This is a genomic window from Microtetraspora niveoalba (assembly GCF_001570405.1).
Taxonomy (GTDB): domain Bacteria; phylum Actinomycetota; class Actinomycetes; order Streptosporangiales; family Streptosporangiaceae; genus Microtetraspora; species Microtetraspora niveoalba.
Window position 1 is genome coordinate 137,600 of sequence record NZ_BBYM01000004.1, and the last position, 18,383, is coordinate 155,982.

17 protein-coding genes are annotated in these 18,383 nt (G+C 73.3%); 7 read left to right on the forward strand and 10 right to left on the reverse strand.

The annotated features are described in order from the left end of the window. Positions 1–49 precede the first annotated feature (49 nt). The 4 genes from AWQ70_RS03540 to AWQ70_RS03555 form a co-directional block, all read right to left on the reverse strand. A complete protein-coding gene (locus AWQ70_RS03540; protein WP_067170105.1) occupies positions 50–1,435 on the reverse strand; it encodes an MBL fold metallo-hydrolase in 1,386 nt (461 codons plus the stop codon). Between the two features lie 145 nt (positions 1,436–1,580). Beyond that, the gene (locus AWQ70_RS03545; protein WP_067170109.1) at positions 1,581–2,483 is read right to left on the reverse strand and encodes a sulfite exporter TauE/SafE family protein; all 903 of its coding nucleotides are present in this window, start codon (positions 2,481–2,483) and stop codon (positions 1,581–1,583) included. 77 nt (positions 2,484–2,560) lie between these two features. Continuing rightward, positions 2,561–3,151: a rhodanese-like domain-containing protein gene (locus tag AWQ70_RS03550; protein WP_067170112.1), complete on the reverse strand. Its 591-nt coding sequence runs from the start codon at positions 3,149–3,151 to the stop codon at positions 2,561–2,563. A gap of 128 nt (positions 3,152–3,279) precedes the next feature. Continuing rightward, positions 3,280–3,549, reverse strand: coding sequence for a metal-sensitive transcriptional regulator (locus tag AWQ70_RS03555; RefSeq protein ID WP_067170115.1), 270 nt, complete (start codon positions 3,547–3,549; stop codon positions 3,280–3,282). Between the two features lie 200 nt (positions 3,550–3,749). Here AWQ70_RS03555 and AWQ70_RS03560 point away from each other — a divergent pair, with 200 nt between their 5' ends. After that, positions 3,750–4,664 (forward strand): TIGR03620 family F420-dependent LLM class oxidoreductase, encoded by a 915-nt coding sequence (locus tag AWQ70_RS03560; protein WP_067170662.1) that lies wholly within the window; start codon positions 3,750–3,752, stop codon positions 4,662–4,664. 180 nt (positions 4,665–4,844) lie between these two features. Here AWQ70_RS03560 and AWQ70_RS03565 read toward each other — a convergent pair whose 3' ends face one another. The 5 genes from AWQ70_RS03565 to pdxR all read right to left on the reverse strand — a co-directional run bounded on the left by AWQ70_RS03565 (position 4,845) and on the right by pdxR (position 10,015). Further along, entirely contained in the window at positions 4,845–6,146 is a 1,302-nt protein-coding gene (locus AWQ70_RS03565) for an MFS transporter (RefSeq protein WP_067170117.1), read from the reverse strand. Then, positions 6,143–7,267 (reverse strand): MerR family transcriptional regulator, encoded by a 1,125-nt coding sequence (locus tag AWQ70_RS03570; protein WP_067170121.1) that lies wholly within the window; start codon positions 7,265–7,267, stop codon positions 6,143–6,145. Before AWQ70_RS03570 ends, AWQ70_RS03565 begins: the two co-directional genes overlap by 4 nt. 232 nt (positions 7,268–7,499) lie before the next feature. After that, entirely contained in the window at positions 7,500–8,114 is a 615-nt protein-coding gene (locus AWQ70_RS03575) for a TetR/AcrR family transcriptional regulator (RefSeq protein WP_067170123.1), read from the reverse strand. Then, positions 8,111–8,434 carry a DMT family transporter gene (locus AWQ70_RS03580; RefSeq protein ID WP_067170126.1) on the reverse strand — a complete coding sequence of 108 codons (324 nt, stop codon included), beginning with the start codon at positions 8,432–8,434 and terminating at the stop codon, positions 8,111–8,113. The genes AWQ70_RS03575 and AWQ70_RS03580 overlap by 4 nt, the downstream gene beginning before the upstream one ends. Before the next feature lie 84 nt (positions 8,435–8,518). Continuing rightward, positions 8,519–10,015, reverse strand: a complete 1,497-nt coding sequence (gene pdxR / locus AWQ70_RS03585) for a MocR-like pyridoxine biosynthesis transcription factor PdxR (RefSeq protein ID WP_067170129.1) — start codon at positions 10,013–10,015, stop codon at positions 8,519–8,521. A gap of 121 nt (positions 10,016–10,136) precedes the next feature. Here pdxR and AWQ70_RS03590 point away from each other — a divergent pair, with 121 nt between their 5' ends. Together AWQ70_RS03590 and AWQ70_RS03595 are read left to right on the forward strand one after the other, a co-directional pair. Beyond that, a complete protein-coding gene (locus tag AWQ70_RS03590) occupies positions 10,137–10,781 on the forward strand; it encodes a mycothiol-dependent nitroreductase Rv2466c family protein (protein WP_067170132.1) in 645 nt (214 codons plus the stop codon). Positions 10,782–10,798: 17 nt separating this feature from the next. Beyond that, complete coding sequence (locus AWQ70_RS03595) at positions 10,799–12,070, forward strand: MFS transporter (protein ID WP_067170135.1); 1,272 nt, start codon at positions 10,799–10,801, stop codon at positions 12,068–12,070. Positions 12,071–12,110: 40 nt separating this feature from the next. Here the strand turns inward: AWQ70_RS03595 and AWQ70_RS03600 are convergent, their stop codons facing one another. Beyond that, positions 12,111–13,004: an AraC family transcriptional regulator gene (locus AWQ70_RS03600; RefSeq protein WP_067170138.1), complete on the reverse strand. Its 894-nt coding sequence runs from the start codon at positions 13,002–13,004 to the stop codon at positions 12,111–12,113. Positions 13,005–13,171: 167 nt separating this feature from the next. On the opposite strand from AWQ70_RS03600, the gene AWQ70_RS03605 reads away from it, so the two are divergent. The 4 genes from AWQ70_RS03605 to AWQ70_RS03620 all read left to right on the forward strand — a co-directional run bounded on the left by AWQ70_RS03605 (position 13,172) and on the right by AWQ70_RS03620 (position 18,373). Further along, positions 13,172–13,681 carry an alpha/beta fold hydrolase gene (locus AWQ70_RS03605; protein WP_067170141.1) on the forward strand — a complete coding sequence of 170 codons (510 nt, stop codon included), beginning with the start codon at positions 13,172–13,174 and terminating at the stop codon, positions 13,679–13,681. Continuing rightward, on the forward strand, positions 13,678–15,519 hold the full coding sequence (locus AWQ70_RS03610; RefSeq protein WP_067170144.1) for an ABC transporter ATP-binding protein: 1,842 nt from the start codon (positions 13,678–13,680) through the stop codon (positions 15,517–15,519). Before AWQ70_RS03605 ends, AWQ70_RS03610 begins: the two co-directional genes overlap by 4 nt. Further along, positions 15,516–17,231, forward strand: coding sequence for an ABC transporter ATP-binding protein (locus AWQ70_RS03615; RefSeq protein ID WP_067170147.1), 1,716 nt, complete (start codon positions 15,516–15,518; stop codon positions 17,229–17,231). Before AWQ70_RS03610 ends, AWQ70_RS03615 begins: the two co-directional genes overlap by 4 nt. Before the next feature lie 152 nt (positions 17,232–17,383). Beyond that, positions 17,384–18,373, forward strand: a complete 990-nt coding sequence (locus AWQ70_RS03620) for a radical SAM protein (protein WP_245646702.1) — start codon at positions 17,384–17,386, stop codon at positions 18,371–18,373. The last annotated feature ends 10 nt before the right edge of the window (positions 18,374–18,383 follow it).

The following is an 18,383-nucleotide window of genomic DNA, read 5'->3' on the forward strand; positions in this document are numbered from 1 at the left end:
GCGAGGGACGTCCGGCGATCCCCTTCGGGCATTCCTGGCAGCGGGTGACCTACGCCTCGGCGGATGTGAGCGCGCGCTGCCAGGCGCCGTACCCGCCGAGCAGGTCGGACACCCGCGCGCGCCCGTGGTGCGTGAGCAGGCTGGCCGCGATGGCCGAGCGCGCGCCGCCCGCGCAGTAGACCACGACCGGGCGGTCGTCCGGGACCTCCGCCAGCCGCGTGGCGAGCTCGGCCAGCGGGATGTTGATCGAGGGTTCGACGGCGCCCTCGTCGACCTCCCCCGCGTTGCGCACGTCGAGGAGCACGGGGGGCTCGTCCCCTCCCAGGGCCTCACGCAGCTCCGCGACGGTGATCCTCGAGGAGTGGGCGACCTCGCCGGGCATGGCGAGGAAGGCGGCCTCCGGATCGCGCAGATAGCCGGTGACCGTGTCGAAGCCGATCCTGGCCAGCCGGGTGACGACCTCGTCCTCCCGGCCCTGCGGCGCGACCACGACGATCTCGCTGCCGGGCTCGACGAGCATGCCGACCCGCTCGGCGAAGCGGCCGTCGGCGGCGACGTTGAGCGAGCCCCGCAGGTGCGCGAGCGCGAATTCCTGGGCGTCTCTGGCGTCGACGACGACCGCGCCGGCGGCCCGCGCGGCCAGGAACTCCGCCGCCGCCAGCGGACGGGCGTGCGCGTCGGCGTCGAGCAGCTCGCGGTTCTTGCGGTTGAGCTCGGCGTCGAAGGCGAAGTAGCCGGGCGCGGGCGGCTGGCCCTCGGTGACGATGGCCAGGAAGTCCTCCAGGCTCATCGGCGCGCAGGCGTAGTTGTCCACGCGCTGCCGTCCGATCGTCGACCACAGGTCGGTGGACAGGTTCTTGCCGCAGGCCGAGCCCGCGCCGTGTGCCGGGAAGACCCGCACCTCGTCGTCGAGCGCCATCAGCTTGCGCTGGACGCTGTCGTAGAGCATCCGGCCCAGCTCGTCGGCGGTGACGCCGACCGAGGCGAGCAGGTCGGGGCGGCCCACGTCGCCGATGAACAGCGCGTCGCCGGTCAGCACCCCGTACGGCACGGCGTCGCCGGCGTGCTCGTACACCAGGACGCTGATCGATTCGGGCGTGTGGCCCGGCGTTTCGAGGATCTCCAGGACGACCTCGCCCAGCTTGATGCGCTCGCCTTCGGAGAGCCTGCGGATGGGGTACTCGGCCTCGGCGCGGCGGCCGTAGCCGATCCAGGCGCCGGTGCGGGCGGCCAGCTCCAGGTGACCGGCGACGAAGTCGGCGTGGAAGTGGGTGTTGATCACCCCTTCGATCCGCAGGCCCTGCGCCTGGGCGTCGGCGACGTACTCCGACACGTCGCGCCTGGGGTCCACGATCACGGCGCGGCCGCTGGTCTCGTCGCCGATCAGGTACGACGCCTGGGACAGGCAGTCCAGGTAGTACTGCGTGAAGATCATTTCATTTCCTCCTGTGCTGTGTTCGTATTCCGTTCACCGGCCCGCTCGCGTCCCCGCGCCGGCGGAGGGCCTCCGCCGGCGCGTTCCAGCCGTCCTCGGTCGGGTCCACGACCAGGACCGCTTCCTCCAGCCGGCAGGCCGCCGGTCAGCGGCGGTCGGTCTGAGGCAGTCGCGTCGCCCGCGTCGCCCGGCCCGCCCGGTCCCGTCCTCCGCGTACGAGGAGCAGGTACGCGGCGACGGCCACGGCCGACAGGGCGGCGGCGACCAGCACGGCCAGGCCCCACGCCGAGTCGAGCAGCGACGGCGGCACCTGCCGGCTCAGCACGAAGACGCCCATCGCGAGCACGAACCAGCCGAAGGCCTCGCGCAGGCGGTCCGCCTGGATCCGTCCGGCGAGCCGCCCGCCGATGAGGCCTCCGACGACCGCGGCGGCGGTGATGGAAAGCGCGGCCGACCAGTCGATGGGGACGCTCTGCAGGTAACCGGCGAAACCGGCGAACGACTTCATCGCGATGACGATCAGCGAGGTGCCGACGGCGACGCTCATCGGCAGGCCGCCGAGCAGCACCAGCGCGGGGACCACCAGGAACCCGCCGCCGGCCCCGACCAGCCCGGTGACCACGCCGACCACCACGCCCTCGACCACGACGTGCGCGACCGGCAGGTCCGTGCGGGCGGAATCATGCGACGGCGTCTTGCGGCCGCGGATCATCGCGATCGCGGTGGCCGCCATCATCACCGCGAACGCGACCATCAGCAGCGCCTCGGGCAGATGCGGCCCGAGCAGGCCGCCGCCGTAGGCGCCGGCCATGCCCGCGGCGCCGAAGACCAGCCCGGTCTTCCATCTGATCCGCCCGGCGCGGGCATGCCCGACGGCGCTGACCGCGCTGGTCACTCCCACCGTGAACAGGGACATGGCGATCGCCTCCTTGGCCGGGACACCCGCGACGTAGACGAGCAGCGGCACGGTGAGGATCGACCCGCCGCCGCCGAACAGCCCGAGAGTCAGGCCGACCACCACGGCGGCGACAAGGGTCACGATGATCATTTCATCGCCTTTCCTTCATACCCCGGGGGGTATAGGGGAGACAGACGGCTCCGCCGTACCGCACGGCGGAGCGGAGGTCAGGCCCGGGAGCGGGCGGGCTTGACGATGCAGGCGAGCGCCTCGGCGGCGTCGGCCCTGCCGCGGTTGTAGGGCAGCTTGGACAGCAGCGTGCCCATGGCGCAGGTGTCGCTCACGGCCGCGAAGACGAGGCCCGCGCCGACGAAGGCGCCGACGAACCGCACGCCCGGCAGCCAGAGGTCGGCCACGATGGACGCCAGGACGATGCCGCCCGCGGCGAGGCGCACCTGACGCTCCAGGCTCCACTTCTGCCTGCCGCGCACAACGGGTGCGCCGGCGGCGATCCAGGAGTTCATCCCGCCCGACAGCACGACCGTGCCGGGCAGCCCGGCGTCACAGAGCCTCTTCTGTGCCTGGTCGGCGCGGTTGCCCGACTGGCAGATCAGCAACATCGTCCCGCCCGCGTCGGCGACGATCCGGCGCAGGTGGGCGTCGACCTGCTCGAGCGGCAGGTTGACGGCGCCGTCGATGTGCGCGGTCTCGAACTCCGCGGGAGTCCGCACGTCGACGACGACCACGTCGGGATCGGACGCGATCAGCGCGCGTGCCGTGGTCACGTCCACGGGGGAGGACGCGGCATTCATGGTCATCGCTTGTCTCACTCTCCGGCTCATACCCCGGGGGGTATATTGAGCACATAAGGCGGCCCGGATGGCCGCGTTGAACGGCGAAAGTTGAACGGCGAAAGACGCCCAGGGGTACCTGCGTGTGGCGCCCCTTACGCCAGCGCCAGGAACAGCTTCTCGAGTTCGGCCATGCTCATCGGGGCCTGCTCGCCGCGCTCCTGGGCGGCGTGACAGTGTCGCAGGCCGGTCGCGACCAGCTTGAAACCGGCCCGGTCGAGCGCCTTGGACACCGCCGCGAGCTGGGTCAGCACCTTCGCGCAGTCCTCCCCCGCCTCGATCATGGTGATCACTCCGGCCAACTGGCCGTGCGCGCGCCGCAGACGCGTCACCGCGTCGCCGACCAGGGCCTCGGTCAACTCCATGAGCGCCAATGTACCCCCCGGGGTATGCCTCTGACAAACGCGACCGGCGGTCGCGGTCCGGCCGCCTCATCGGCGAACCGGATCGGGCGCGTCGCCGGCCGGTCGTGCCGGGCACGTGCCTCGACTAGCCAATCGGAGAGGTTCTGCGTACGCTCGTGCCTGCTAAACGGAGAGCATCTCCGGAAAGATTGGGAGTGGCGATGAGTGAGGACGCGCGCGGCGCGCTGGGCCGGGTGGGGATCTGGACCTTCGACTTCGACGGGCAACCCGCCGGGAAGGTGCGCGAGGCGGCCGCGGAGATCGAGGAGCTCGGATACGGGGCGATCTGGTTCGGGGAGGCGTTCGGCCGGGACACGGTGGGGCAGGCGTGGCTGCTGCTGTCGGCGACCCGGCGGATCGTCGCCGCGGCGGGCATCGCCAACATCCTGTTCCGTGACCCGATCGCGATGGCCACCGCCGAACGCACGATCGGCGAGGCGTTCCCCGGCCGGTACGTGCTGGGACTCGGCGGCCACCGGGTGGACGACACCGTCCGCGAGATGGACGGCTATCCGGTGCCGGCGCGCGGCAGGGCGGTGAGCACGATGCGGGCCTACCTGGACGCGATGGACGCCGTCCCCCGCCACTCCCCCGTGCCGGACCCGGCGCCGCGCCGGGTGCTGGCCGCGCTCGGCCCGAAGATACTCGGCCTGGCCGCCGAGCGGACCTGGGGGGCGCACCCGTACTTCGTGCCGGTCGAGCACACGGCGCGGGCGCGCGAGATCATGGGGCCGGACGCGTTCCTCGGGGTCGAGCAGGCGGTCGTGCTGGACACCGACCTCGGCCGGGCGCGCGAGATCGCCACTGCGCACGTCGCCGGCTACGTCTCGATGGCGCCCCATCAGCAGGCGAACGTGCGGCGGCTCGGTTTCGGGGACGAGGACATCGAGGGCGGGCCGAGTCGGCGGCTGGTGGACGCCATCGTCGCGTACGGGGACGTCGGGACGCTCCGCGATCGGGTGCGCGACCATCTCGACGCGGGCGCCGACCACGTGTGCGTACAGGTGTTGTCGTCGCATCCGGGGGCTCTGCCCATGGAGGTGTGGCGGGAGCTCGCGCCCGCACTACTCGCCTGAGATCCGCGCCGCCGGCCTCGGCCCCCGTCGACGGGCTCCCGGCCCGGGTTCAGGGCGCCGACCAGGGCCGGCGGTCGCGGGGCCGGAAGATCGGCCGCCTCCGGCCTGGAGTGCCCGACCGGCCATCGCGGGAGGTTCCCGGGTTCGCCGGCTCACAGCGGGCACGGACCTTTCGGCGAGTCAGTGGCCGTGGGGCCGAGCGGTGTAGCGCCGCAACTGGGGGGCTGCCCAGGTGATGGCCGCCACGGTCACGGCGGTCAGCAGCCCGCCGGCGCAGATCACCGTCCGGGTGCCGTAGATCTCTGCGGCGGCCCCGTGCAGGAGGTTCGCGATCTGCGGGCCGCCGGTGAGAACGACGATGAGCGATCCCTGGATCCGGCCGCGCATGGCGTCGTCGGTGTGCGCCTGTGAGATGGCGTTGCGGAAAGTGCTCAGGACGAAGTTCACCGCGCCGCCGAGGAGGAGCGCCGCCAGCGCGATCCACAGATGTGCGGCCAGTCCCAGGAGCACGACGGCGGCTCCCCACGCCGCGGCCGCCGCCGCCATGAGGGCGCCGTGGCGGCGGGCGCGGGTGAACGTGCCCGACAACAGGCCGGCCGCGAAAACCCCGGCGGGGTAGGCGGCGTAGAGCAGTCCCAGCTCCAGGCCGCCGCCGGATGGGCCGCCGAAGGTGTGCTGGGCCAGCTCCGGGAACAGCGCCACGGGCATGCCGAAGACCATCGCCGCGAGGTCCACCGCCAGGACCGCCACCAGCAGCCGGCTGGCCGCCAGGTACCGGAAACCATCCGATACCTGGCCGATCAGGGAGCGACCCCGGCGGTGCCGCGCCACCTGATCGCTCGAAGATCCGGTGGGGTCAGGGCCGGGCGGCAGCGGCGGCAGCTTGACGACGGCCCACACGACGGCCAGCAGCGCGACGGCGTCGAAGAGGTACAGCGTGCCGAGCCCGACGATCGGGATCATCGCACCGGCCAGCACCGGCCCCAGGATCGTCCCGGCGTAGCGCACCAGGTGGCTGAGGCTGTTCGCCGCCGGCAGCAGCTCGGCCGGGACGAGGCGGGGCACCACGGCGCCCATCGTGGTCATGATCGCCCCGAAGGTCATCGCCTGGCAGGCCACCAGCACCAACAAGACGGGGACCGAGCGGCCGCCCAGCGCCGCCTGGGCCCACAACGCCGCGTACGTCGACGCGAGGCCGCAGTGCGCGGCCAGCAGAACCTTCCGCCGGTCCTTGACGTCGGCGAGGGCGCCGGTCCACAGCGCCGCGACGACCAATGCGACGAACGACACCCCGGCCGATGCCCCCACGGCCGCCGACGAGCCGGTCACCATGAAGAGCTGCGTCGGCACCGCGACCACGCTGAACGAACCGCCCACCGCGCAGACGGCCGAGGCCGTCCACAACCGCCGGTACGCCGCGACGGCCAGCGGGCGGCGGTCGACCGTGTAGGCACGAGGAGCCCGGACCGCCGACGCGCTCACCGTCCGGTGCCGCCGCCGCGGCGGGCGTCGTCGGCAGCCGGTGTCTCCAGCCTCACCACATCGGCGACCACGCAGGCGATGTTGTCGGGGGCGCCGGCGGCGTACGCCCGCGCGACCAGTTCGTCGAGCACCTGCTGGGGGCCGCCCTGCCCGGTCAGTGCCTCGCGCAGCGACTCGGCCGGCACGACGGCGGACAACCCGTCGGAGCACAACAGGTACCGGTCGCCGGCCACGGCCTCATGTACCGACAGGTCCGGCCGGGCCCCGCCCGTACCGGTGAGCGCCCGAGCCAGCAGCGAGCGTTGCGGATGCGACGCCGCCTCCTCCTCGGTCAGCCGCCCCTCGTCGACCAGCGACCGCACGTAGGTGTGGTCATGGGTGATCTGGAACAGCTCCCCGCCACGCACGAAGTACGCCCGGGTGTCACCGATGTGCACCAGCGCCAGCCTGGATCCGGACCACAGCAGCGCGGTCAACGTGGTGACCACCTCACCCGACGGGGTCGACGCGGCGATGTCCCCGATCGCCCTGTCGGCGTCGTCGACCGCCTCGGCGAGCGCGCCGAGGAGATCCTCGGCCGGCACGGCCATGGTCTCCAACGGCTTGAGCGCGTCGATGGCCGCCGCGCTCGCGAGGTCCCCGCCCGGGCCGCGCGCTCCGTCGGCCACCGCCAGCAGCCGCGGCCCCGCGTACGCGGTGTCCTCGTTGCTCGTGCGCACCGGCCCCGACTCCGACCGTGCGGCGTAACGGATCCCGAGCATGGTCGCCGCCTCTTCCATGGCGCTGCCCCTTCCCGACAGATAGTCGACGAGGAAGGTGGCCAGCTGCCCCCGGGCCGCGGTCTCGGCGAGCACCTGCTCCCAGTAGCCGGCGATCTCTTCGGCCGCCGCCGGAGCCGGCAGGTCGCACACCCGCCGGATGCGCGCCAACGGCATCCCGAGCCGGCGCAGCCAGGCGATCAAACGGGCCCGCTCCAACTGCGCCGGATCGTAGAACCGGTACCCCGACTCGCCGTCGACGGCGGCCGGCCGCAGCAACCCGAGTTCGTCGTACAAACGCAAGGCCTTCGGCGACAGTCGTGCGGACCGCGCGAACGCCCCGATCGTCAGCAGCTGCCGCACCGCTCCTCCTCATCCCGGCCACCGCGGCCGGTGCCGACGATGCTGCGGCTTCCCCCAAGGGGAAGGTCAACATGGCGCGGCTGTTCCGGCACGGCCGATATCCCACCGGCCGTCGCTCAGCCGATCGTGGTCTTTCGCCGGAAACCACGGGCGGGAAACCATGGCGCGCATTCCCGGCCGTCGTCGACCGGGTCATCGACGTCGCCGAGGACGAGACGCGGGTTTTCCGTCGTCACCGGCATTCCGTGATGGCGCGCAGGGCGCGGGCGACCGTCTCCCCCGCCCGCTCCGGCGAGCCGGGCCGGTCCTCCACGAGGAGCTCCAGCCACAGGCCCGAGACCAGCGTCGCGACGAAGCGGACCTCGTCGTCACCGCAGGGGTGTCCGGCCCGGTCGAGCAGCGTCCGCACGATGTCGTGCCACCCGTCGGTCCAGGTCCGGGCGATGTGCTGCAGCGCGGGTTCGCGGCCCGCCTGCAGGTACAGCTCCCAGAGCCCGAGCTGGCGGCCCCGGTCCGGCGCGTAGGTGCGCAGGATCGTCCGCGCCGACTCGACGAGCGAGCCGGCGCCCGCCTCGGCCGCCGAGGCCCGCATCCGCAGCAGGTCGCGTTCGACGAGCAGGGCGAAGGCGTCCGCGACCAGCTCGTCGCGGGACGAGAAGTAGTAGCTGGTCGCGGCGAGCGGGATGCCGGCGCGCTCGGCGACCGCGCGGTGGGTCACCGCGGTGAAGCCGCCCTCGCCGAGCAGGTCGACGGCCGCGTCCAGCAGCGCCTCGCGGCGGCGCAGCGCCCGTTCCTGGGTTCCGCGCCGCGACTTCCCGCCCTCCTCGCGCCGGGCCGGGCCGGTCAATGGGCGCCCGCCAGGTTCAGCAGCACGACACCACCGATGATCAGCAGGATTCCGCCGATCTTGGCGAGGTTCATGTTCTCGCCCATGAACGCCATGCCGATCACGGCGATCACGGCGGTGCCGACGCCCGACCACACCGCGTACGCGACGCCGAGCGGCATCTGCAGCTTCAGGGCTCGGGCCAGGAACACGAAGGAGGCGATGTACCCGATGATCATCACGGCGCTCCAGCCCTTGTTGCTCAGCCCGTCGCTGAACTTGAGGGCGGTGGTCGCGACGACCTCCGAGGCGATCGCGGCGGCGAGCAGGAGCCATGCCATGGGGGAACCTCCAAAAAGCGGTACGCTTGTCCCACTTTAATGGAAATATCGTGATTTACCGTTGCGCGGGTGTGCGCCGACGGCTCAGCCCGGCCCGTCCCCTGGCGGGACGCAGGCGGCCAGGCGGCGCAGGCCCTCCTCCACGCGCTCGGCCGGGATCCGGCCGTACCCGAGGACGATCCCCGGTTGGGCGGGAGGCTCCCCGCAGTAGGCGGCGAGGCTCTCCACCGCGACGCCCGCCTCCCTGGCCCGCGCGATCGTCTCGTCGAGATCCGCTTCCGTACGCGCGTCCCCGAGCCTGGCGCACAGGTGCAGGCCCGCCGCCGACGGCACCGGCCGGAGCAGTCCGGCGAAGTCGCGCCTGAGTGCGGTGAGGATCAGGTCGCGGCGGATCGCGTACTCCCGGGTGGCCTTGCGGACCTGCCGTCCCAGCAGGCCCTCGTCGATGAATCGGGCCAGCGCCGCCTGGGTGACGGGGTCGCCGTGCCAGTCGGCGAGCCGCTTGGCCTTGCGGAGCGCGGGCAGCAGCGACGGCGGGGCGACCAGGAAACCGACGCGCAGCATCGGCAGCAGGGTCTTGGAGAACGACCCGACGTAGACGACGCGCCCGGCGCGGTCCAGGCTCTGCAGCGGTTCGAGCGGCCGTCCCCCGAAACGGAACTCGCTGTCGTAGTCGTCCTCGATCACGGTCGCGCCGCGCCGTTCCGCCCAGGCGAGCAGCGCGGCGCGGCGTTCGAGCGACATCGGCGTGCCCAGCGGGAACTGGTGGGACGGCGTCACGTAGACCAGGCGGGCGGTGGCGGGGATGGCCGCGACGTCCAGCCCCTCGGAGTCGACGGGAACCCCGGTCACCCGCGCGCCCAGCGAACGGAACAGCAGCCGGGCGGGAGGGTAGCCCGGCTCCTCGACGGCCACGTGGTCCCCCGGCTCGATCAGCACCCGGGCGAGGAGGTCGAGGGCCTGCTGTGCCCCCTGGGTGACGAGCACGTCGTCCGGCTCAGCCCGGATTGACCGCGATATCCCGAAATATCGGCTGATGGCGGTGCGCAGCCTGGCGTTCCCGGACGGATCGCCGTAGCCGGCCTCGATGACCGAGAGGCGCAGCTCTCCGGCCACCAGCCGCCGCCAGGTCGCGAGCGGGAACAGCCGCGGGTCGGGCGTCCCGACCCGGAAGTCGTACGCGGGGGCGGGCCCGGCCTCCCTGGCGATGGGGTCCGGGAGCTCCCGCCACAGCCGGCGCGGCGTCACCACGCCGCCGCCCGCCCCCGTGCGCCGGCGCGGGCGGCCGGTCGCCGCTTTCGCGTTCCGCCCCGTCCCGCCCCCGGCCGCCCCGCCGGGGAGCGCCTTGCCGGTGACGAAGGTGCCCGCTCCCGCCCTGCCTTCCAGGAAGCCCTCGGAGGCCAGCCGCTCGTACGCCAGGGCGACCGTGTTGCGGGACACCTCCAGCCGCCGGGCCAGCTCGCGGGTCGGCGGCAGCCGCTCCCCGGGGCGCAGGCGCCCGTCGAGGATCGCGTCGACGAACTGCCGGTAGATGCGGGCGGTCAGATCGCCCCGACCGGCCAGGCTGACATGGAAGTCCATGGTCCACAGCGTATTTAGCCCAACCAGTTCGCTGGAAATTGGCTCTCGCACCGGGCCAAGCCGCGCCTTTACCGTAGTTGTGGGCCGGTCGGGGGCGCATCGGGAACACCGGGTCCGGAACATGACGGATACGCGACGAGGAGAAGGCGACGTGACGATCGCTGACATGTGGTTCGACCCCAAGTGCCCCTGGGCCTGGATCGCGTCGCGCTGGCTGCTGGAGGTCGAGCGGGTCCGCGACGTGCGGGTGCGCTTCCACGTGATGAGCCTGGCGCTGCTGAACGACGGCCGCGAGGACCTGGAGGAGTGGTACCGCGAATGGCTGCGCGACGCCTGGGGCCCGGTGCGGGTCGCGGTCGCGGCCGAGCGGAAGTTCGGCGAAGAGGTGCTGCGCGACCTCTACACCGCGCTCGGCACCCGCATCCACCTGGAGAAGGCGCCCATCGGCCGCGACCTGTACACCGCCGCGCTGGCCGAGGTCGGCCTGCCCGCCGAGCTCGCCGACGCCGCCGACACCACCGAGTACGACGAGGCGCTGCGGGTCAGCCACCGCGCGGGCCTGGACCCGGTCGGCGAGGACCTCGGCACACCGGCGATCCACGTGCCGGGGCCGGACGGCCGCGTCATCGCGTTCTTCGGGCCGGTCGTGACGCCGACCCCGCGAGGCGAGGCGGCCGGGCGGCTCTGGGACGGCGTGCTCCTGACGGCGGGCACGGAGGGGTTCTCCGAGCTGAAGCGCGCCCGTCCCCGGCCGGTCGTCGGCTGACCGGGGTGCCGCGTCCGATGGTCCGCCGATTCCTCCCGCCCCCCGGGGCGCCGCGCGTCCTCGCCTTCGCGCAGCTCGCCAACTCGGTCGGCGACGGCGCGTTCTATGTGTGCTCCGCGGTGTTCTTCACGCGGATCGTGGGGTTGTCCCCGGCGCAGGTCGGCTTCGGGCTGACCCTCGGCTGGGCCGCGGGCTCCCTCGCGGGCGTCCCGCTCGGGCACCTCGCCGACCGCAAGGGCGCCCGGGGCGTCGCGATCCTGCTGGCGGTGGCGACCGCCGCCGCGGTCGGCTCGTTCCTTTTCGTCGGCTCGTCCTGGGCCTTCGCCGTGGCGGCCTGCCTGTACGCGAGCTGCCAGTGCGGCCTCGCCGCCGCCCGGCAGGCGCTGCTCGCCGGCCTGGTGGAGCCGGAACGGCGCACCGAGGTCCGGGCGTACCTGCAGTCCGCCGTCAACGGAGGGCTGGCGGTCGGCGCTGCCCTCGGCGGCGTGGCCCTGCGCCTCGACGACCCCGGGGCGTACACCGCGGTCTTCGCCATGGACGCGGCGGCCTTCCTCGTGGCCGCCCTGGTGCTGCGCCGCCTGCCCGCCGTTCCCGTCTCGGCCCCGGCCGCCCGGGACGGCGGCCCTCGGCGGGGCGAGATGCTCGCCGTGCTCCGGGACCGGCCGTACGCGCTGGTCACCTTCCTCAACATGGTCATGCTGCTGTACATGCCGCTGCTCAGCCTGGTGCTGCCGCTCTGGATCGTGGGGCGGACGGCGGCCCCGCACTGGACGGTGTCGGCGCTGATGGTGGTCAACACGGCGAGTGTGGTGCTGTTCCAGGTGCGGATCGCCCGCGGGGTGAACGGCCTGCGAACCGCCGCCCGGTTCGTACGGCACGCCGGCGTCGCCATGTTCGCCGCGTGCGCGGTCTTCGCGCTGTCGTCCGCCGGGACGTCGGCGTGGGCGGCCGGGGCCGTCCTGCTCGCCGGGGCGGCCCTGCAGGTCCTCGGGGAGATGGCGTTGTCGGCGGGCGCGTGGGAGATCGGCTTCGGCCTGGCCCCATCCGACAGGCAGGGGCAGTACCAGGGCTTCTTCGGCACCGGAACGTCGGTCGCGCGGATGCTCGGCCCGCTGCTGCTGACGACGCTGGTCGTCGGCTGGGGCACGCCGGGCTGGCTGCTGCTCGGCGGCCTCTTCCTGGTGGCGGGCGCGGCGATGGGCCCGGCGGTCCGGTGGGCGCGACGGCACCCGCGCCCGGGGACCGCGGCCGGGCCCGACGGCGTCCCGGCGGCGGTGGAGAGTCTTTGACGGGCAGGTCTCCCGGTATGGCCGCTGTCCCGAGGAACCGTCAGCGGCGGAGCCGGAGTGGTCCTTCCGGCTCCGCCGTGCCGCGCCGGACGCGGTGGCCGTGGGCGGGCCATGCGACGTCGTCGATCGCCAGGAACGGCTCGTTGGCCACGGTGGCGGGGGTCGATCCGGTGAACGCCACGACGTCCCGATGGAGGTGGGACTGGTCGGTGTAGCCGACGTCGGCCGCGACTCCGGCCGCGTCCTGCCCCGCGACCAGGCGGTGGGCGGCATGGTCGAAGCGGACCAGCTTCGCGGCGCGCTTGGGCGGCAGGCCGATCTGCGACTGGAACCGGGACCACAGGCGTTTACGGCTCCATCCGAGTTCGGCCGCCAGCCGGTCGACGCGGACCAGGCCGCGGCTGACGACGATCCGGCGCCAGGCCCAGGCCACCTCCGGGTCCACCGGCGCCCCCGCCTCGCGTCGGCGGGTGAGCAGCGTGTCGGTCAACGCGAGGCGCTCCTCCCAGGAGGAGACGTCGGCGAGTCGCTCGGCGATCCGTGACGCCTCCCGGCCCCACAGGTCGTCCAGGGCCACCACGGCGCCGTCCAGGTCGGCCGGGCACACGCCCAGAACCGCGCGCGCGACCACCGGGGACAGGCGCACCTGCACGCACTCGAAGTTCTCCGCGCGCCGCACCCGGACCGCTCCGAACCCGAGCCCGGCGACGAGACTTTCCCGCTGCCGCCGCCCGGTGGCGTCGTCCACGGTCACCGAGCCGGCGCCGAACACCAGAGCCAGCGTCACGGCCGGGTGCGGGATCAGCCGGAGGGCGACCGGGGACGTCTCATGGGCACGAAACCCGGCCATGGTGACACCGGCCACCCGGCTGGGCCGCGACAGGCGTGCGACGTCCCAAAGAGCCAGACCGTCACGTTCGTGCACGGTTCCCATGCTAGATCGCGTATTTCCCGCTGCGCGCGCCCGGACGGTGCCGCGCCGCCCGTGCGAGGCGCCCATCCGGGGGCCTCGCCCGGGCGTCGCCGGCACTCACCGGGCGAGCGGGCCGAGGGGAACATTCGTGCAATCCATCGGCGGCCACCGGCGGCGACAGTGGGCTCATGACCATTCCCGACGGCGTGGAACGCGACGCCGAAGCCACTCAGGATTCGACCCTGCCCCTGGACGACGGCGACATCCACGTGTGCCAGGACGGCCCCCGCGACGCCCCCGCACTCCTCCTCATCCACGGGTCCGCCTCCTCGGCCCGCTCGTGGGACCCGCTGGTTCCGCTGCTGACCGGATCCCACCGTGTCATCCGGATCGACCTGCTCGGGCACGGCCGGTCGGCCAAACCGGCCGGCCCCGGCTACGGGATCCCGGACCAGGGACGCCGGGTCGCCGAGGCGCTGGACCGGCTCGGCGTCGAGCGCGCCGTCGTGCGCCATTCCACCGGCGGCTCGGTCTCCACCGCCGGCTACCGCGCCGTTCTAGGCGCGAGAGTCGAGTTGCTGCCCGGCGTCGGGCACTCGCCCATGCTGGAGGACCCGGCGCGGACCGCCGCCCCCCTCCTGGCCTTCGCCGCGATCCACGCCACCGTTCCGACGGGACGACCGGTGGTCGGCGGATGACGACCACCACCGACCTCGCCCGCGCGAGTGAGCGGCCCGCACCGCCTCCGGATGCCGACCCCCGTATGGGACGGAGCGCGGCACGGCTGCTGCGCCCCCATGCCTGGAGTTTCGCGGCCGTCGTGATCCTGCAGGTCGTCGGCGCTCTCGCGGGGCTGGCGCCGCTGCTGGCGGTCGTCGAACTGGGTCGTACGTTGTTGTCGCCCGGCCCGGTCGATCACGGTCGTGTCTGGACCGTCATGATCGCGGGTGCGGCCGGCTTGTTCGTCCGGCTGCTCCTCACGGCCGCGTCGTCCGGCATCGGGCATGTTCTCGACGGCCGGGTGCAACTGTCGTTTCGCCGGCTGCTGGCCGCGCGGCTGGGGCTCGTTCCGATCGGCTGGTTCTCCCGGCGCAGGACCGGCGAGCTGGCGAAGGTGGTGGGCGAGGACGTGAGCGCCCTGCACCCGGTCATCGCCCACACCCCCGGCGAGCTCGTCTCCGCGTTCGTGGTGCCGCTGGTGTCGCTGGTCTACTTGTTCACCGTCGACTGGCGGCTCACGCTGATCACGCTGAGCCCGGTGGTGCTGGCGATAGCGCTGGTCCCCCTGATGATGACCCCGACCCGGCTGCGTGAGCAGGAGGAGTTCGACGCGGCCATGGGACGGATCGCGAGCTCCGTCGTCGAGTTCGTGCAGGGGATCGCGGTGGTCAAGGCGTTCGGCGGGTCCCAGCGCGCCCACCGCACGTTCCTGTCGGCCGCGGACGACTTCGTCGGCGTCTTCCTCCGGTGGGTGCGCGGCATGTCCGTGGTCGCCGCCGGGATGCAGCTGGCGCTCTCGCCGCCGTTCGTGCTGCTGGTCGTGCTGATCGGCGGCACGGCTCTGATCACGGCCGGTTCCATGGCCCCGGCCGACCTGCTGCCCTTCCTGCTGCTCGGACTGGGCCTGACCGCTCCGGTGGCGGCCCTCGGCCATGGCTTCGACGATCTGCAGGCGGCCGGTCGCGCGGTCGGCCGGATCAGGGACGTGCTCGCGGTGCGTCCGCTGCCGGAGCCCGCGCACCCGGTCGCGCCGCAGGGGCACCGGGTGGAACTGCGTGATGTCCGATTCGGCTACGACACCGATCGCGAGGTGCTGCGAGGGATCGACCTGGTGCTCGAGCCGGGGACGGTCACCGCGGTCGTCGGGCCGTCGGGAAGCGGGAAGTCCACGCTGGTCCAGCTCTTGCCGCGGTTCTTCGACCCGACCCACGGTTCGGTCGTGCTGGGCGGCGTCGATCTGCGCGAGATCGACAGCCGGGAGCTCTACCGGCTGGTGTCCTTCGTCTTCCAGGACGTTCGCCTGCTGCGCGCGTCGGTCGCGGACAATATCGCGCTGGCGGTGCCGCGGGCCGGCCGCGACGAGGTGATCCGCGCCGCCCGGCTGGCCGGAATCCACGATCGAATCCTCGAGTTGCCGCTCGGGTACGAGACGGTGATCGGTGAAGACGCCCGGCTGTCCGGTGGCGAGGCTCAGCGGATCTCGATCGCACGCGCGCTGCTGGCCGACGCGCCCGTTCTGGTGCTCGACGAGGCGACCTCCTTCGCCGACCCGCAGACCGAGCAGGCGGTGCGCCGGGCCCTGACGACGCTGGAGGGCGACCGCACGATTCTGGTCATCGCCCACCGGCTGGAGACGGTCGCCGACGCCGACATCGTCGTGGTGCTGGACGACGGGTCGATCGTGGAGCGCGGCAGTCCCGCCGAGCTGCTGGCGCGAGGCGGGAAGTTCGCGGAGTTCTGGCGGTCGCACCGGTCGGCGACCGCCGGCGGGACCGAAACCCGTGGTGGCGTACCGCAAGGAGACGAACCTCGATGATCCGACTGCTGCTGCGCGTGCTGGGAGACGAGTACGCCCGGGTGATGCGCCGCACCGTGGCGCTGATGACGATCACCGCGGTGGCCGAGGGGGCGTCCTACGCGCTGCTGGTTCCGGTGTTGCGGGCACTGCTGGGGAGCACGCCCGCAGACGCCGTGCCGTGGCTGGTCGCGTTCGGGGCCGCGGTCGCGGTCTACGCCGTGCTGCGCTACATCAGCGATTTGTCCGGCATGCGGGTCGGGACCACGATGTTGCGTGGCATGTATCACCGGCTCGGTGAGCATCTGGCCCGGCTGCCCATCGGCTGGTACAACGCCGACCGGGTCGGCGAGGTGTCCGTCATGGCGAGCCGCGGCGTCCTGCGGGCGATGGGGGTGGCGGCGCACCTGCTGGCGCCGTTCATCTCCGTCCTGGTGACTCCCCTGACGATCGTGGCCGTGATGATCGCCTTCGATTGGCGGCTGGGGCTGGCCGCGCTGATCGCCGCACCCGTCGTGGCCGCGATCCATGCCTGGACGGCACGCTCGACGGCCGCCGCCGACGCCGAGCGCCACGAACGCGACAAGGAGGCCACCGGGCGCGTCATCGAATATCTCCAGGCCCAGCCGGTGCTGCGCGCCGGCGGCCGGACCGTCGAACGTTTCCAGGCGCTCGACGACGCGCTGCGGGAGGTCCAGCGCGCCTCCCGCCGCACCGTGCTGGCGACGCTGCCCGGCGCGGTGGGCCTGACGCTCGCGGTGCAGGCGATGTTCACCGTGGTGCTGGTGTCGGGCGCCCACCTCGCGCTCGGCGGGAACATCGGCGCGGCGGAGATTCTGACGATCCTGGTGCTCGCCGCCCGCTGCGCCGATCCGCTGCTGTCGCTGACGGACATCGGCGGCAAACTGCGCGGCGCGCGGGCGGAGCTGGACAGGCTCGACACGGTCTTGCGCACCGAGCCGCTGCCGGAGGCTCCCGACCCGATCCTGCCGGTGCGCCATGACCTGGAGTTGGCGTCCGTCACCTTCCGGCATGGCGAGCGTACGGTCTTCGACGACGTGTCGTTGTCCGTGCCCGAGGGACGGCGGCTCGCCGTCGTCGGGCCCTCGGGTGCGGGCAAGAGCACCCTGTTGCAGTTGCTCGCGCGGTTCTACGACGTGGACGCGGGAGCGGTGCGCGTGGGAGGCGTGGACGTGCGCTCGATCGACACCCGGGTGTTGACGGCGCGGATCGCCGTCGTCTTCCAGGACGTCTATCTCTTCGACGGCACGATCGAGGAGAACGTGCGTCTCGGCCGTCCCGACGCCGACCAGGCCGACGTGCGGGCGGCGGCGGCCGCGGCGCGGCTGGACGAGGTGATCGAGCGGCTGCCCGGCGGATGGGCGACGAACGTCGGCGAGGGCGGCGCCCTGCTGTCGGGTGGTGAACGCCAGCGCGTCTCGATCGCGCGGGCGCTGCTGAAGAACGCGCCCATCGTGCTGCTGGACGAGGTGACCTCCGCACTCGACCCGGTGAACGAGGCGGCCGTCCACGAGGGCATCGAGCGCCTGATGGCGGGGCGGACGGTGGTGATGGTGGCGCACCGTATGCGGACCGTCCGGCGCGCCGATCGTGTCGTCTTCCTGGACGGCGGCCGGATCGTGGAGGAGGGCACCCACGACGAACTGCTGCGCCGCGGTGGCCGCTACGCCGACTTCTGGGACATCTCCATGGCCCCCGTAGCGGGGGAATGAGCCGGAATGTTCGACGATCCCTTGTCACGCGCCCCGCCTCATCGGCCGAGGCCGAGGCCGACGCCGCCGGCACGCGACGGCGTCGGGCCGGTAGGGGCCGGAGCCGCCGATTCGCCTGGCGAAGCCGTCGAATGCGTGTTCTACTGAACCTTATGCGAGCGGTGCAGGAGTCGCTCCTCGACGCCGGGACCGCGCCCCCGGCGGCCGGGCGGGCCCGGACCGAGGGGCAGGCGGTCACCCGGACCTTCGACGGCGTCACCTGTCACGAGGTGGGCGCGCGCACGGCCGTCGAACGGGTGCCGGAGGCGGCGGAGCTGCCCTTCCGATGGAGCGTGAGCCCATACCGGGGGTGCGAGGGCGCCTGCGCGCACTGCGCGGCCCGTCGCGACCGCGCCCGTGGAGCGGGAGCCGGGGCGGCCTCCACCGTCGTCGTACGGACCGGGCTGGCCGACCGGCTGCGGCGCGAGCTGGCGTCGCCGAGGTGGGAGGGCGCGCCCGTCGTGCTCGGCGCGACCGGGGACTGCTACCAGCCGGTGGAGGAGATCTACCGGCTGATGCCGTCCATCCTGCGGGCGCTCGCCGACGCGGGAAACCCGTTCACGCTGATGACCGGGAGCCCGCTCGTCCTGCGCGACCTCGACCTGCTGCGACAGGCGGCGGCGGTCGCCCCGGTGCGCGCGGCCGTTCCGGTCGGCTTCGTCGACGACCGGGTGCGCCGTGCGGTGGAGCCGGGGGCCGCGACCCCGCAGCGCCGCCTCGAGGTGTGCTCCGCGCTCAACGACGCGGGCATCCCGTGCGGGGTGCTGATGGCCCCGGTGCTCCCCCTGATCACCGACTCCCCCGATCATCTGCGCTCCACCGTGCGCAGGGCGGCGGAGGCCGGCGCCGTGAGCGTGACGCCGATCGTGCTGCGGCTGCCCCCGGGCACCCGCGAGTGGTACCTGGCCTGGCTGGAGCGCGAACACCCGGGCCTGCTGCCGCGCTACCAGGCCCTGTACGGCAGGGGCTCCGTCGCGGAGGCGGGCTACCGGGCGAGGATCGCCGCCCAGGTGCGGAGCCTGGCCGACGCGTACGGCATCGGCCGGGACGACCGCCGGTGGCGGCGGCGCCGCTCCCCCGCCCGCCAGCTCACGCTCGCCTGAACGGGAGGCG

Bases quoted from the DNA above. Each gene is read 5' to 3' on its own strand.
- AWQ70_RS03540 (WP_067170105.1), bottom strand. From the start codon at position 1,435: ATGATCTTCACGCAGTACTACCTGGACTGCCTGTCCCAGGCGTCGTAC.
- AWQ70_RS03545 (WP_067170109.1), bottom strand. From the start codon at position 2,483: ATGATCATCGTGACCCTTGTCGCCGCCGTGGTGGTCGGCCTGACTCTC.
- AWQ70_RS03550 (WP_067170112.1), bottom strand. From the start codon at position 3,151: ATGACCATGAATGCCGCGTCCTCCCCCGTGGACGTGACCACGGCACGC.
- AWQ70_RS03555 (WP_067170115.1), bottom strand. From the start codon at position 3,549: ATGGAGTTGACCGAGGCCCTGGTCGGCGACGCGGTGACGCGTCTGCGG.
- AWQ70_RS03560 (WP_067170662.1), top strand. From the start codon at position 3,750: ATGAGTGAGGACGCGCGCGGCGCGCTGGGCCGGGTGGGGATCTGGACC.
- AWQ70_RS03580 (WP_067170126.1), bottom strand. From the start codon at position 8,434: ATGGCATGGCTCCTGCTCGCCGCCGCGATCGCCTCGGAGGTCGTCGCG.
- pdxR (WP_067170129.1), bottom strand. From the start codon at position 10,015: ATGGACTTCCATGTCAGCCTGGCCGGTCGGGGCGATCTGACCGCCCGC.
- AWQ70_RS03590 (WP_067170132.1), top strand. From the start codon at position 10,137: ATGACGGATACGCGACGAGGAGAAGGCGACGTGACGATCGCTGACATG.
- AWQ70_RS03595 (WP_067170135.1), top strand. From the start codon at position 10,799: ATGGTCCGCCGATTCCTCCCGCCCCCCGGGGCGCCGCGCGTCCTCGCC.
- AWQ70_RS03600 (WP_067170138.1), bottom strand. From the start codon at position 13,004: ATGGGAACCGTGCACGAACGTGACGGTCTGGCTCTTTGGGACGTCGCA.
- AWQ70_RS03605 (WP_067170141.1), top strand. From the start codon at position 13,172: ATGACCATTCCCGACGGCGTGGAACGCGACGCCGAAGCCACTCAGGAT.
- AWQ70_RS03610 (WP_067170144.1), top strand. From the start codon at position 13,678: ATGACGACCACCACCGACCTCGCCCGCGCGAGTGAGCGGCCCGCACCG.
- AWQ70_RS03615 (WP_067170147.1), top strand. From the start codon at position 15,516: ATGATCCGACTGCTGCTGCGCGTGCTGGGAGACGAGTACGCCCGGGTG.
- AWQ70_RS03620 (WP_245646702.1), top strand. From the start codon at position 17,384: ATGCGAGCGGTGCAGGAGTCGCTCCTCGACGCCGGGACCGCGCCCCCG.